The organism is Weissella cibaria (assembly GCF_004521965.1).
Lineage (GTDB): Bacteria > Bacillota > Bacilli > Lactobacillales > Lactobacillaceae > Weissella > Weissella cibaria_A.
Map to the genome: position 1 here is coordinate 1 of NZ_SDGK01000015.1, position 13,336 is coordinate 13,336.

General features: G+C 43.4%; 13 protein-coding genes. 3 read left to right on the plus strand and 10 right to left on the minus strand.

All coding sequences use genetic code 11. The features are described from left to right. Positions 1–136: 136 nt before the first annotated feature. The 3 genes from EST42_RS10425 to EST42_RS02280 are packed head-to-tail and all read right to left on the minus strand — an operon-like array spanning position 137 to position 3,225. Complete coding sequence (locus EST42_RS10425) at positions 137–304, minus strand: hypothetical protein (protein ID WP_167711042.1); 168 nt, start codon at positions 302–304, stop codon at positions 137–139. A gap of 11 nt (positions 305–315) precedes the next feature. Next, the gene (locus tag EST42_RS02275) at positions 316–2,034 is read right to left on the minus strand and encodes an ABC transporter permease/substrate binding protein (RefSeq protein ID WP_134644034.1); all 1,719 of its coding nucleotides are present in this window, start codon (positions 2,032–2,034) and stop codon (positions 316–318) included. 3 nt (positions 2,035–2,037) lie between these two features. Next, a complete protein-coding gene (locus EST42_RS02280) occupies positions 2,038–3,225 on the minus strand; it encodes a quaternary amine ABC transporter ATP-binding protein (RefSeq protein ID WP_134644035.1) in 1,188 nt (395 codons plus the stop codon). Between the two features lie 303 nt (positions 3,226–3,528). On the opposite strand from EST42_RS02280, the gene EST42_RS02285 reads away from it, so the two are divergent. Both EST42_RS02285 and EST42_RS02290 read left to right on the plus strand, forming a co-directional pair. After that, the gene (locus EST42_RS02285) at positions 3,529–4,149 is read left to right on the plus strand and encodes a GntR family transcriptional regulator (RefSeq protein WP_134644036.1); all 621 of its coding nucleotides are present in this window, start codon (positions 3,529–3,531) and stop codon (positions 4,147–4,149) included. Positions 4,150–4,215: 66 nt separating this feature from the next. Further along, positions 4,216–4,398 carry a hypothetical protein gene (locus EST42_RS02290; protein WP_134644037.1) on the plus strand — a complete coding sequence of 61 codons (183 nt, stop codon included), beginning with the start codon at positions 4,216–4,218 and terminating at the stop codon, positions 4,396–4,398. Positions 4,399–4,652: 254 nt separating this feature from the next. On the opposite strand, the gene EST42_RS02295 is transcribed toward EST42_RS02290, so the two are convergent. Continuing rightward, the gene (locus tag EST42_RS02295) at positions 4,653–5,579 is read right to left on the minus strand and encodes a manganese-dependent inorganic pyrophosphatase (protein ID WP_134644038.1); all 927 of its coding nucleotides are present in this window, start codon (positions 5,577–5,579) and stop codon (positions 4,653–4,655) included. 265 nt (positions 5,580–5,844) lie between these two features. Here EST42_RS02295 and plsY point away from each other — a divergent pair, with 265 nt between their 5' ends. Continuing rightward, positions 5,845–6,474 (plus strand): glycerol-3-phosphate 1-O-acyltransferase PlsY, encoded by a 630-nt coding sequence (gene plsY, locus EST42_RS02300; protein ID WP_134644039.1) that lies wholly within the window; start codon positions 5,845–5,847, stop codon positions 6,472–6,474. A gap of 37 nt (positions 6,475–6,511) precedes the next feature. Here the strand turns inward: plsY and EST42_RS02305 are convergent, their stop codons facing one another. From EST42_RS02305 to ylqF, 6 genes are all read right to left on the minus strand, one after another. Next, positions 6,512–7,393, minus strand: a complete 882-nt coding sequence (locus EST42_RS02305) for an aldose 1-epimerase family protein (RefSeq protein ID WP_134644040.1) — start codon at positions 7,391–7,393, stop codon at positions 6,512–6,514. A gap of 163 nt (positions 7,394–7,556) precedes the next feature. Continuing rightward, positions 7,557–8,474 carry a tyrosine recombinase XerC gene (gene xerC, locus EST42_RS02310; RefSeq protein ID WP_134644041.1) on the minus strand — a complete coding sequence of 306 codons (918 nt, stop codon included), beginning with the start codon at positions 8,472–8,474 and terminating at the stop codon, positions 7,557–7,559. A gap of 2 nt (positions 8,475–8,476) precedes the next feature. Next, positions 8,477–10,606: a type I DNA topoisomerase gene (gene topA / locus EST42_RS02315; protein ID WP_134644042.1), complete on the minus strand. Its 2,130-nt coding sequence runs from the start codon at positions 10,604–10,606 to the stop codon at positions 8,477–8,479. A gap of 131 nt (positions 10,607–10,737) precedes the next feature. After that, a complete protein-coding gene (dprA, locus tag EST42_RS02320) occupies positions 10,738–11,607 on the minus strand; it encodes a DNA-processing protein DprA (RefSeq protein WP_245150339.1) in 870 nt (289 codons plus the stop codon). A gap of 68 nt (positions 11,608–11,675) precedes the next feature. Next, positions 11,676–12,440 carry a ribonuclease HII gene (locus EST42_RS02325; RefSeq protein WP_134644043.1) on the minus strand — a complete coding sequence of 255 codons (765 nt, stop codon included), beginning with the start codon at positions 12,438–12,440 and terminating at the stop codon, positions 11,676–11,678. Then, positions 12,433–13,305, minus strand: a complete 873-nt coding sequence (ylqF, locus tag EST42_RS02330) for a ribosome biogenesis GTPase YlqF (protein WP_134644044.1) — start codon at positions 13,303–13,305, stop codon at positions 12,433–12,435. The genes EST42_RS02325 and ylqF overlap by 8 nt, the downstream gene beginning before the upstream one ends. Positions 13,306–13,336: the final 31 nt, after the last annotated feature.

Consider the following 13,336-nt stretch of genomic DNA (forward strand, 5'->3'; position numbering starts at 1 on the left):
AGTTTCTACTCAATGAACTATAAGCAAAAGGCAGCTGATCTCAACAATGTGAAGTCAGCTGCCTAAGCAAGGTTCAAAATATTAAATTTTACCGGTCATCAGTACCCTTTGACTTTGAACCGGTTTTATAACCTCATTAATTATCACGCCACTGTTTAACAAGCATGACGGTTCCCGTCATTGCTCCGAAAAGCAACATTGCTTGTGCAAACAAAGACTTGTCTGCTAATAATGTCATACTGATAATAATCACTACTGCCAGTACCACGAAATAGATACAGGCGTCCTCAATCTGTTCGGTCATACATCCTCCTATTACTTGAACCAAGCATCAACCTGTTTAGGGTGTGCTTTAATCCAATCTTTGGCAGCTTCCTTGGCTGATTTACCATTTGCAGTTGCGAGCATTACTTCACCCATATCTTCTTTGGTCCAATGGAAGTTCTTCAAAACCTTGTACACGTCTGGCTTATCAGTTTTTAATCCCTTGCGCGTAAACGTATTGATCGATTCTGCCTTACCAAACGATTGCTTTGGGTCCTTTAGGTACTTCAAATCATACTTTTGGAACATCCAGTGGGGCTGCCACCCCGTAATCACAATGTCCTTATGTTCTTTAATCGCCTTGCCTAACGCAACCGCCATGGCACCTGATGATGATGGCGTGACTGTCCATCCCTGTTCCTTAAGACCATAGTCTGCCATGGCTTTGTCGGCAGACTTCATCACACCAGCCCCCGGCTCAATTCCAGTTACAGTCTTACCTGCTTGTGTGGTTAAGTCTGAGATTGACTGAACGTTCATATAGCTTGGCACAACGAAACCAGTTGTTGCGCCAGTCAAATTTGGTCCTAATAAATCAATTTGGTCTTTGTACTTCTTGTATTGTGCAGCGTGTGTATTAGGTAACCAGGCAGACACCGACGCATCTGCTTGTCCATTTGCCACAGATTGCCACATAATCGAATTATCAAGCGGCGTTAACTTAACATTATAGCCGTGTTCACGCATCGCCTCAGCTAAAACGTTGCTTGAGGCAACTTCCGAATCCCATTGTACATAAACCAAATTAACAGATTCTTTAGCTGACTTAGTTGACGTGATTGCATTGATAACTCCGGTTCCGACCATAGCCACAGCAACCGCCAATGCTGTCCACATCTTCCAACGACCCTTTGATGCTTGTTGTTTAGCCGCTGGATCAACGTTCAACTTCTGCGTAAAGCGATCAATAATAATAGCCAAAATAACTAAGGCTAACCCATTAACGAATCCCTTACCAATATCCGCATTTTGAACCGCTGATAACACACCACGACCAAGTCCTGGTGCACCAATCATTGATGCAATCACAACCATTGACAATGCCAGCATAATCGTTTGATTAATACCAGCTAAAATCGTACCAGATGCCAAAGGTAACTCTAACTTGAATAGTTTTTGCTTAGGCGTTGAACCGAAAGAATCGGCTGCTTCAACTAAGTCTTTCGGTACTTGTCGGATACCCAAATTCGACATGCGTACTGTTGGTGGTAATGCGAAAATAACCGACGCAAATACACCAGGTACTACCCCAATTCCAAAGAAAGCTACCGCTGGAATTAAGTACACAAATCCAGGCATGGTTTGCATAAAGTCCAAGACCGGCTGCACAATCTTAGCAACTGTTTCCTTTTTAGCCATCCATATTCCCAATGGCACACCAATAATAATTGATACTAAACTTGATACAACAACCAAAGTCAATGTGTTCATCAAATCAGACCACAAATTTTGATTGGCAATAAACAGTAGGCCTATAAATGTAAAGGCTGCAAAGCCCCACTTTTTTCCAGAAGATAAAATTGCAAATATGGTAACGCCAATAATAACTGCCCAAGCCGGCATGGCAATCAAGCCGTTTGTCATGCCGTTCATCAAATGGTTACCACCAGTCTGAATGGCATCAAAGAACCCACTCAAGTTTGAAGTTAACCAATTAACGGCTGATTCGACCCAGCCTGCAACGGGAATTTTTCCAATTAATAATGTCATAAATTAGTTGTCCTCCGTTTCCGATGTCTCTGCCAGCGCTTCAAGCACTCGGCCACGGATGATAACGCCTTGCAGACGCCCTTCATCAACCACTGCCAAAGGGGTTGGTGAATCGTAGATGAGTGGCATAATATCTGCCACAACCATGTCCTTCGCAACTGTTGGCATTTCGGTCGCCACTTCAGATAATGGCAATCCTTCCGCACGAGCACGCAAGGCATCTTCACTGGTAACAAAACCACGGAAATGACGGCCACGGTCAATGGCAACTAAGCCACTGACTTCTTCAACACGCATTTTCTTAAGTGCCACATTTGGACCATCAACTTCAATGTTCGTATAAATTGGTGGAATCATAATGTTTTCGGCCGTCAAAACCTTCGAACGGTCAACGTCCTCAATAAACTCACGCACATAGTCATTCGCTGGGTTCGTCAGAATTTCTTCTCCCGTACCAACTTGTTGGACTTGTCCATCCTTCATAATCGCGATGCGATCACCGATACGAAGCGCTTCATTCAAATCGTGGGAAATGAAAATAATTGTCTTTTGAAACTTTGCTTGTAAATCAAGCAATTCATCTTGCATATCACGACGAATCAACGGATCCAAGGCCGAAAACGCTTCGTCCATCAACAAAATTTCAGGATCGTTTGCCAAAGCACGGGCCAATCCAACACGTTGTTGCATACCGCCTGATAATTGCTTAGGATATTGATCCTTAAAAGCCAACAAATTTGCGTTATCTAGCGCTTTCTCAGCGCGTTCACGACGCTCGGACTTTGGTACGCCCTGTACTTCTAGACCATACTCCGTATTTTCTAGAATCGTTCGATGCGGGAATAACCCAAAACTTTGGAAGACCATACTCATCTTCTTACGGCGAACATCCAATAATTGTTCCTCGTTTAGCTTAGAAACATCTTGTCCATCAAGAAAAATTGATCCTGACGTCGGTTCAATCAACCGGTTTAATAAACGGATTAACGTTGACTTACCAGATCCTGAAAGTCCCATAATCACGAAAATTTCACCTTCCTCAATTGACAAGTTAGCATCATAAACACCAACTGTCGCACCAGTACGCTTTAATATTTCTGTTTTTGGTACTTGTTTTTCAACCAACTGCAACGCTGGTTTGATTCGCTTACCAAAAATCTTGGTTAAGTGCTCTATCTCTACCTTAGCCATAACTCTCCTCCTACTTGATCGAATACTCTCACTTTCGCTAAGTGACAACTCTATTGTAAACATAAAGTTGTCACTTAGGTCAAATTTAAATGTCTGTACCGCCGGGTTGCATATACGTTACAAATACCATTGTTAAGCTAATGAATTGATGGTATACCAATTTTATTTACTCAACGGGAAAAGTTGTCCAATAGAAAACAAGTGTGCTATTCTGAAAGAGCGAAGGCAACGTATAAATGGTAAAGATTCCATATCTTACCCAAAACTGTTGCGGTGATAAACAGCTAAATTCGAGGTAAACCCATGGCAGCAATTAAACAACCGCGGTATCGCGTTATTGCATTGCGAATTGCAGAAAAAATCAGTACCAATCAATTGAAAGTAGGCGATAAAATTCATGCTCGCTCAACTTTGGCCACAACTTTTGGCGTGTCGGCCGAAACGGCCAGACGAGCAATTAGCGTATTAGTGGATTTGGACATTGTTGAAACACGTCATGGTAGCGGCGTAGTTGTGACATCGCGTCAAAAAGCGCAAGACTACGTTAATACTGAACAAGAAGTGAACGGCTTGCAATCGCTGCAACAAGACCTCAAAAATCAAATTAAAGCCCAGCAAGCGGCTCTGGCTACTTTGGGCACTTCATTACAATCATTTATCGATCAGTCACAACACTATCAACAGCACAATCCTTTAACACCTTTTGAATTGGCTTTAACTGCACCATCGGCCATGTTCGAAAAAGAGCTACGTACACTAAATTTTTGGCACAAAACCGGCACAACGTTAGTGGGAATTATGCATGAAGATAAATTAACAATTTCCCCCGGTCCTTATGCGAAAGTATTCCAGGGAGATACGCTCTACTTTGTTGGTGATCAAAACAGTGTACAGAGTGTCTCAAACTTCTTTTATCAAAATTAAACTAGCTGGCTCGAATTTGGGAATCCTTAAACGAGCCAGCTATTTCTTATCTAGGAGAACAATGCTATGCGAAATTTAGTTCGGTTAGCTATTGTTGGACTATTACTATTTGGCACTGTTGCAATCGGTTACGAGACACACAAGCCATTCACAACCCGAAAGCCAACAACCAACACGCCTAGATCAAAAAATCCTAACCGTGACCCGCGTACAGCCGAGCAAAAAAATGGTCATGCCAAATTGGTTTAGTGTGTCTGACGACATCGTGACACTCCACTCGTTCATTATTTACTCCGGGGGCCAAGATGTGGTGCACGAAATTTCCATCTAAGACATTGTCCGCTGGCACAACCAAAGTCAGGCACGTCTCCAACGTCTGGAGACAATCCAAGCAAATAGTCGCTTATTAACTGAAATAACACTAAAAAAGACCTCATCGACAAACCGATGAGGTCTTTTTAGGCAAACTACCGACTTAAGAGTCCACCATACCATCATTCATATTAAACGTTAAAAGCATCAGTCAATAGTGGTACCACTTGCTTCTTACGTGATACAACGCCAGGCAATGAGGCACGACCGTCCACCAGCTTAACGTCAAAGGCAGCTTCAACCTTGTCCAAGTTATCACCCAAAACCAAAATATCTGAATCTGAGTCCAAAATGTTCGTCACAACAAAGACGAAAGTGTTGTAACCAGCTTCAGCCAACTCAGCCTCCATCGCTGCAACCACTTCATCACGACGTGAGAAGACGTCCTCAACATCAACTGTATTTACTTGGCCAATGCGAACGGTTGAACCATTCAATTCAAATGACTTTGCATCACCATCAATCAATTCTTCGGCTGAACGTGATGACAAGTCAGTACCCGCCTTCAACATCTCCAAACCGTAAGCCTCATAATCCGCCAAACCAGCAATCTTAGCCAAAGCTTCCAATGCAGGCTTATCCATTGGTGTTGTCGTTGGGCTCTTCAACAACAACGTGTCAGAAATGATAGCTGATGCCATCAATCCAGCAATTTCAGCAGGAATCTCAATGTTGGCTGTTTGGAACTCATAGTACAAAACAGTTGCAACAGAACCCCATGGCTTGTTGATAAAGTACAAAGGAGCAGCTGATGAGAAATTAATCTTGTGGTGATCGTATACGCCGTAAACAGTTACATCTGCAATGTTCGCAACTGATTGGGCAGCTTCATTATGGTCAACCAAGAAAACTTCTTCTGTATCAGCACTCTCAATTACACGAGGTGCGTCAACTTTAAAGTAATTCAATGCAAATTGTGTTTCTGCATTTGGTGTTCCCAAAGCCACAGCCTCAGTATCTTGGTTGTATGCCTTGCTCAAAAAGTATGATGCAGCGAATGCTGAGGCAATCGTATCTGTATCAGGGTTTTGGTGTCCGAAAACCAACATTTTAGCCATCAGATAAATCTCCAATTTCTTTGTTTTTTCAATGACTTAATCATACACCATTTACACCAGTTAGGCACGTGAATTAGTCAAAATTCCGACCGATTAGTATCGTCGTAATGACGAATAACTATTAACATACCAAGAATCTACGCGGATTTAGTTAAAAATTATTAAAGGTCGGCTAACTAAAATCATGCTAAAATTGAAGCTAATCTGTTTTTCAGAACATGCACTTATTCACTTTTTAAAATTACATATCAAAGGAGTGTTAATCGTGACGATTACGCATTTTATTATTAGTTTCATTTTAGCCTATGTTTTCGGTTCAATGCCGTTTGGCTATTGGATCGGACGTCTCTTTTTTAAAAAGAACATCGTGCAACTCGGCTCAGGGAATATTGGGACCACCAACACTTTTCGTGTCCTAGGTACAAAAGCCGGTGTGTCGGTCCTTATCCTGGATATCTTGAAGGGATCTGTCGGTGCGTCAATGGCAATGATTTGGGGGCCAGCTCCTGCTTGGACTCACATGGTAGTTGGCCTTGGTGCCATTCTTGGTCATACTTTCTCAATGTGGATTGGGTTCAAGGGTGGCAAAGCAGTGGCGACTTCAATGGGGGTCCTATTGACCTATAACCCATTGCTCTTCCTTGTTGCCTTTGCTATCTTTTTGACAGTTATTCTACTAACATCGATGGTTTCAATAGCATCAATGATCGGCTTCACGCTCGTTAGCTTGATTTCAATCTTTTGGTTACATGATTGGCTGTTATCTGTTATTGCGGTAGCCCTGACCATTTTCGTGTTCTATAGGCATCGTGAAAATATTGTCCGTATCAAAAATGGTACAGAATCATTAGTTCATTTTGGTTTTGGCTATTGGCGTCAGCAAAAAAATAAATAAATAAAAAGGAGAGCGTTTGGCTCTCCTTTTTCTGTCTTTAGAAAAATGTCAGTGAATATGAACCGGTAAATGTTTGAGCTGGTGCTAGTGTGTTAATCCCATACTTGTGGCGCAGCTCACCATCAGCGTCAACCGTGTCGGCAATCCCCCACCAAGGTTCAATTGCCACAAATGGCGCCTCTTTCGCATATGGCGTCCAAATACCAACGTACTTCGCATCTTGTATATGCATCGTTACCCCGTGTGACTCACTCAACTTGGCCAGAACAATCGATACTGGATTCTGGTCCAATCGTAGAATGATTGCATCATCCTTATAATCATCACGACGAAGACGTAATGGAATCCGCGTGTCGAACGTTGATTCTAAATTGTTGTCCAAGTATGGACCAACTAGCTTGGCACGGTTGTACTTACGTTGTGGCTCAACGTTGATGTAGTAGTCCGTAAACTTTTCGCCCGCTTCAAGTGGCGCGTGGAACCCTGGATGACCACCAACGGAGAAGTACATGTCATGAGTGTCAGTGTTCGTCACCACGTAGGCGATGCCCAACGTATCCTGATTCGTCAGACGGTACAACACGTCAAATTGGAAATGAAAGGGGTAAATCGAAAACGATTCATCATTATCAACCAAACGGAAGCGTGCTATATTAGCAGTCTTTTCAACTAAATCAAATTCATTATCTCGTGCAAAACCGTGTTGCGCCATAAAGTATGTCTTATCACGATACTTATAACGATCACCCTTCAAACGCCCAACAATGGGGAAAAGGTTCGGCGCGTGGCGGCCCCAAAAATTAGGATCAGCCTGCCACATATATTCTAAGCCACTCTCTTTGTTAGTAACGCTGACTAATTCAGCACCCATTTCTGAAATGACGACGGTGATATTGTCATTTTCTAGCTTAACTGACATGCTCGTCTTCCCCCAGTCCGTTCTGTAAACGTTTTCTTCAATATTTTTATCATAGCAAATTTTTTACATAAAATCTATGCACGAATTGTAAATGATTTTCACAAATAATCGACAGATTTATGAAAAAAGAGGTTCATGCCAATTAACATGAACCTCAAAGTAATTATTCTGATGCTCGTGGGAAAAAATTACGATAACTTTTTTGTAAAGCATCCGTTGTCACGTGCGTATAAATCTGAGTTGTGCTTAAACTGCTGTGGCCCAGTAGTTGTTGCACCGTTCGCAAATCAGCACCGTTATTCAGCATATCCGTTGCATACGTGTGACGGAACATGTGAGCAGAAATCATCTGCGTTAAACCGGCCTTCTTGGCCAATTGCTTCAGAATGTATTCAATTCCGCTAGCTGTCAATGCCTGACCACGTTGATTTACGAATAGGTTATCATGCATAATTTGACTTTTGGCGAACAACTGTGGTCGAGCATCACGTAAATAACTTGCTAACGCATCAGCCGCATATTGGCCATATGGGACAATCCGGGTCTTATTTCCCTTACCTGTTATCGTGATTACTCGGGCCGTTTGATCTATCATACCTAACGTTAAGGTCGCTGCTTCCGATACACGTGCTCCCGTGCCATATAAAATTTCGAGCAACAATCGATTGCGCAATCCGAGCAGACTCGTATCAGTCATAACGACCTCAAAAAGTTTGTTTAATTCTTTCTCATAAAAATATCGTGGCAAATGTTGCCCAGACTTTTTAAGTTGTACACCTGCAAACGGGTTTGTTATGACAACTGCATTGCGCTCTAAAAATCGATAAAACGCCCGTAAAGAGCTCACTTTGCGCGCAATCGTCCGGCTGACGTCACCTTTTTCGTAAAGCATCGACAGAAACACACGCGCATCATACTGATCAATGGTAGTTAAATCAACAGGTGTGCCATCCCCAGAATCTGTCAAGAATACAACAAATTCAGTAATATCCGATTGATATGCTTTTTGGGTGTCCTCGGAATATTGCCGCTCAACTCGCAAATAGTCCAAAAACAAGCCCGTCAACGTTGCCGTATCCATCTTTATTTTGCCTGCTCAGTTTCTTTTTCAGCCTTAGTATCTGCAACTTCGTTGTCATCCTTTGGTGTCGTACCATCAGCGCGCGTCTTCTCAGTTGGCTTGTCCCATGAGACAAAATCACAATCCGGGTAACGTGAGCAACCATAGAATGTGCGACCACGCTTCGTCTTACGCTCAACGATTTGTCCGATACCACACTTTGGGCAACCAAGCCCAATTTCTTCAACAATCGTTTGTGTGTTACGACAATCAGGGAACCGAGAACAAGCGTAGAACTTGCCATAGCGTCCCATCTTTTCAAGCATCGGCGCCCCACAGACATCACAATTGAAGCCAGCCAAACGGTCCTTTAATACAATCTTTTCCATTTCCGTTTCAGCTTTCGTTAACTCTTTAGAGAACGGCTTGAAGAAATCGTCAATCACTTTGACCCAATTTTCTTTACCTGCCTCAACGTTATCTAAACTAGTTTCAACTTCAGCTGTAAATTTAATGTTTGTCACATCCGGGAAAAATTCTTGCACTGTATTTTGGACCAACTCGCCTAGTTCGGTTGGCACAAATTTCTTAGCATCAATTCGGACGTATCCACGCTTCTGAATCGTTTCAATCGTCGCAGCATAAGTTGATGGTCGACCAACCCCATTCTCTTCAAGCGCCTTAACCAAGGCCGCTTCAGTATAACGGGCAGGTGGTTGCGTAAAGTGCTGTTCAGGTGACATTTTAGCCAACTGCACTAAATCGCCAACCATTAACGTTGGTAGCTTGTTATCCTTTTCCTTCGCAGCAGGATAAGCCTTCGTAAATCCAGCAAACTTCGTCTTTGAGCCATTAGCACGGAACATCACCCCGTTTTGCTCAATTGTAACAGCCATAGTATCCAAAATTTCTGGCGTCATTTGACTTGCCACAAAACGTGACCAGATGAGTTGATATAACTTAAATTGATCATTCGTCAACTTATCCTTAATTGATGCCGGCGTACGGAAAACCGACGTTGGTCGAATCGCTTCGTGGGCATCTTGGGCACCTTCTTGTTGCTTACCTTGGACAGGCTTAGTTGCGGCGTACTCGGCACCATATTCTTCGTGAATAAAGGTTGAAGCATCAACCTTGGCGATTTCAGAAATTCGCGTTGAATCGGTACGCATGTAGGTAATCAATCCAACACTGCCTTCCTTCCCCCCTAAGTTGATACCTTCATACAACTGTTGTGCCGCCATCATCGTTTTCCGGGTACGGAAGTTTAACTGTGTGTTAGCAGTTTGCTGCAAAGTTGATGTCGTAAAGGCTGGCTGCGAATTACGCTTGCGTTCCTTAGCTTCAACCTTTGTAATATCAAAGTCACTCTTTTGATTTAAGCGTCGTAAGACATCTTGGACAGCTTCATGATCAGGTAATTCCACTTTTTTACCATCAACCCCATAAAAATTGGCTTTAAAGGTCGTTTTGTCCTTCTTGAACTCTGAGTCCATTGTCCAATACTCATCAGGTTGGAAAGCTTGAATTTCATTTTCACGTGCAATAACCAATCCTAGTGCAACAGACTGTACACGGCCAGCAGACAGGCCCTTTTTGACCTTCTTCCACAAAATTGGTGAAATTGAGTAACCAACCAAACGATCCAAGATACGTCGAGCTTGTTGGGCATCCACAAGATCCATATCAATCTTACGAGGCTGTTTGAAAGCGTCTTTAACTGCATCTTTCGTGATTTCGTTGAACACGACTCGATTTTCACCAGACTCTAAATCCAAATCTAAAATGTGTGACAAATGCCACGCAATAGCCTCACCTTCACGATCCGGGTCGGACGCCAAGTAAACATGTTTAGCAGCCTTTGCATCTTTCTTTAGCCCCTTGATTATATCACCTTTACCACGAATGTTAATGTACTTTGGTGCATAATCATTCTCAATATCAACACCCATGGTTGACTTTGGTAAATCACGAATGTGACCAATACTAGCAACCACCTTATACGCGCTGCCCAAATACTTTTCAATCGTTTTTGCTTTCGATGGAGACTCAACGATTACCAAGTTTTTCTTTGGCTTCGCCTTAGACTTTGTTTTGGCTTTCGTAGTCGTCGCACGCTTTTTAGCTGGCTTTTTTTCTGTTTTAGTTGCCATGGCGTGGACCTCTTTTCTGTTAGTTTTTTGTTTTCTTCTATATATAGCAGCTAAAAATGCTCTATCAATAAAGTACTATACACTACCTGTCTAGAATTTGACAAATGCTAGCTGGGTCATCTGTGAAACATTCACCAAGCGTTAACGTACTCCGCCAAAATCTGGGCTGGCGAAATAAGTGGAATTGCACCTGCTGCGATTAAGGTGTTAGTCCCTCTTGACAAGGGGCTAGTCACCGGGCCCGGTACCGCCATCACAACCCGATTTTCGTCCAGAGCCACATTGGCCGTAATTAACGACCCCGATTGTTGTCGTGCTTCAACAACAACCGTCACTCGGGCTAATCCTGCAATAATGCGGTTTCGTTCCGGAAAATGATGTTTTGCTGGGGGTTCCCATGGTAAATACTCGCTTAAGATTAGTCCTTGTTGGCTGATTTGAGTTTGCAAATTGTCACGACGCTTTGGATAAGCCACATCAACGCCAGTGCCAATCACAGCAATTGTTTGACCAGCCTGTGCCATAGTCTCCCGGTGAACAGCTTCATCTGTACCTCGTGCTAAACCTGATACCGTGACCAATTGTGCGCTCATCAAATGCGGTAACCAGGTCGCTAATACTTGTTGACCATACCTCGTTAATTCACGTGATCCCACAATCGCCACACATGCCCGATTAATTAATGTGTAATCGCCTTGAAAGAAAAGGCAGAGTGGCGGTTGTGCAATCTCTCTGAGTAGTTCCGGGTATGCATCATCAGCCAGAGTGACCACTGGGTATTGTTTGACCAAATTGTAAGCACGGCGTAGTTCTCCCGACCGTACAGCTACTCTAATTTTAGTTTGGGCAGCAACCGACAATTCCGTCAATGTAAATATTTCTTGCAACGTCAGGCGTTGGCGCTGTGTTTCCTGCAAAAATTGCCAAATCTTATGACGTCCCATTAAACCAATTCCTGGTAGCAAGCGAACCCATAATAAAAAATCACGTTGTGTCATCATGTCCCTCCTAACAAGGAAAGACGATACACAACGTGACTTTTCTTTTTTATAACAGTTTCTAAGTTATTTTATGATAAGTACTGCTTCACCGGTGCAAACGTTCGCCGGTGGATTGGCGTGACACCATGGGCAGCTAGCCCTGCCAAGTGCTCGGCCGTGCCATAACCAGCATTGTGGTCAAAGCCGTAACCAGGATAGTCAATTGCATACGCCGCCATTAAGTCGTCACGAAAGTTTTTAGCCAAAATTGACGCAGCACCAATTGAAATACTCCGATCATCACCCTTAATTAACTTCTCTTGTGGCAAAGGTAAATCAACCGTCATCGCGTCAATCAGTAAACCATCAACCTGAACGGTCAAATTTTCGATGGCCTGTTTCATTGCCACCCGTGATGCTTCATAGATATTCAACGTGTCGATCGTTGCAGCATCAACGACACCAAACGCAAAGGCAACCACCTCTTCTTTGATTTCCGCATCCAAGGCTAGGCGCGCTTTCTTGGACAATTGCTTCGAATCATGAACTGCCAACAAATCAAATTGCTCATCAATTACGACCGCTGCTGTCACTACTGGACCAGCTAATGGCCCCCGCCCAACTTCATCGACCCCAGCTAACACAAGTCCTTGTGACCATGCATCTCGTTCAAATGCGAGTCGAGCCTGAAAGGCTGTCAACTTTTCCGCTTGTTTCTGTTGCCGCTTTTCGTAACGATCCAGCAATTTTTGTACACCGATTCGATTGTCTTGCCGCCAGCGTACTAAATCATCCGCCGTTGGCTGTGTAGCCAAGGCTAGCTTAATGGCCGCAACCGTCTCAGCTTTAGTCATCAACCACTTCTCCGATGTGATCTTCTGGCATTTCAACCGTGTATGTGCCTAACTTACCACGACGCAAGTCAAGCAACATACGTTCAGCAGCTCGATCATAATCATCCTTAAAGCCTAACTTTTGGGTAATCAGCAATAACATTTCGACGTCGGTATTCGCTTCCCAGGCGTCGTCTGCCAAATGATAGCGTGCCACGATAGCGGCTGGATTATATGTTCGCATAAACTTCAAAGTCGCCAGCGCAATATCATCTTGGTTAATCAATTGGTCCTTAATCGCCCCTGTCATCGCCAGATGTTCACCAACACGCTGGTCTTCAAACTTTGGCCATAACACTCCTGGCGTATCCAAAAGTTCCAAATTAGTTGGTGTCTTCAGCCATTGCAACTTCTTTGTCACACCAGGACGATCACCAGTAATCGCAACATTCTTTGTGACCAAGTGATTTAATAACGTCGACTTACCCACGTTCGGAATTCCTGCCACAAGGGCCCGTATTGGCTTATCTTTGACGCCCTTCTCCTCAAGGACAGCCCATTTATCGGCCAAGACTTTGCGCGCGACCTTTGTCATAATTTGTGGCGTTTTGTGCCCACGTGTGTCCAATGCAACAACTTCAAGTCCTTGGTCCACGAAATACTTAGTCCAAGCCTTAGTTCGCTCAGGATCAGCCAAATCTGTCTTCGTCATCACTAACAAACGTGGCTTGTTCCCCAACACCTCATCCAGTTCAGGGTTACGTGATGAAACTGGGATCCGGGCATCCACCAATTCAAACACAATATCAACATACTTTAAATTCTCACGCATTAGGCGGAAGGCTTTAGCCATGTGGCCAGGGAACCATTGAATAATTTGGGCCATAATAGACTCCTTTCTATGTATGGTGGTACTC

Coding starts and splice junctions, on each gene's coding strand:
- EST42_RS10425 (WP_167711042.1), bottom strand. CDS start 304: ATGACCGAACAGATTGAGGACGCCTGTATCTATTTCGTGGTACTGGCA.
- EST42_RS02275 (WP_134644034.1), bottom strand. CDS start 2,034: ATGACATTATTAATTGGAAAAATTCCCGTTGCAGGCTGGGTCGAATCA.
- EST42_RS02280 (WP_134644035.1), bottom strand. CDS start 3,225: ATGGCTAAGGTAGAGATAGAGCACTTAACCAAGATTTTTGGTAAGCGA.
- EST42_RS02285 (WP_134644036.1), top strand. CDS start 3,529: ATGGCAGCAATTAAACAACCGCGGTATCGCGTTATTGCATTGCGAATT.
- EST42_RS02290 (WP_134644037.1), top strand. CDS start 4,216: ATGCGAAATTTAGTTCGGTTAGCTATTGTTGGACTATTACTATTTGGC.
- EST42_RS02295 (WP_134644038.1), bottom strand. CDS start 5,579: ATGGCTAAAATGTTGGTTTTCGGACACCAAAACCCTGATACAGATACG.
- EST42_RS02305 (WP_134644040.1), bottom strand. CDS start 7,393: ATGTCAGTTAAGCTAGAAAATGACAATATCACCGTCGTCATTTCAGAA.
- xerC (WP_134644041.1), bottom strand. CDS start 8,474: ATGGATACGGCAACGTTGACGGGCTTGTTTTTGGACTATTTGCGAGTT.
- topA (WP_134644042.1), bottom strand. CDS start 10,606: ATGGCAACTAAAACAGAAAAAAAGCCAGCTAAAAAGCGTGCGACGACT.
- dprA (WP_245150339.1), bottom strand. CDS start 11,607: ATGATGACACAACGTGATTTTTTATTATGGGTTCGCTTGCTACCAGGA.
- EST42_RS02325 (WP_134644043.1), bottom strand. CDS start 12,440: ATGACTAAAGCTGAGACGGTTGCGGCCATTAAGCTAGCCTTGGCTACA.
- ylqF (WP_134644044.1), bottom strand. CDS start 13,305: ATGGCCCAAATTATTCAATGGTTCCCTGGCCACATGGCTAAAGCCTTC.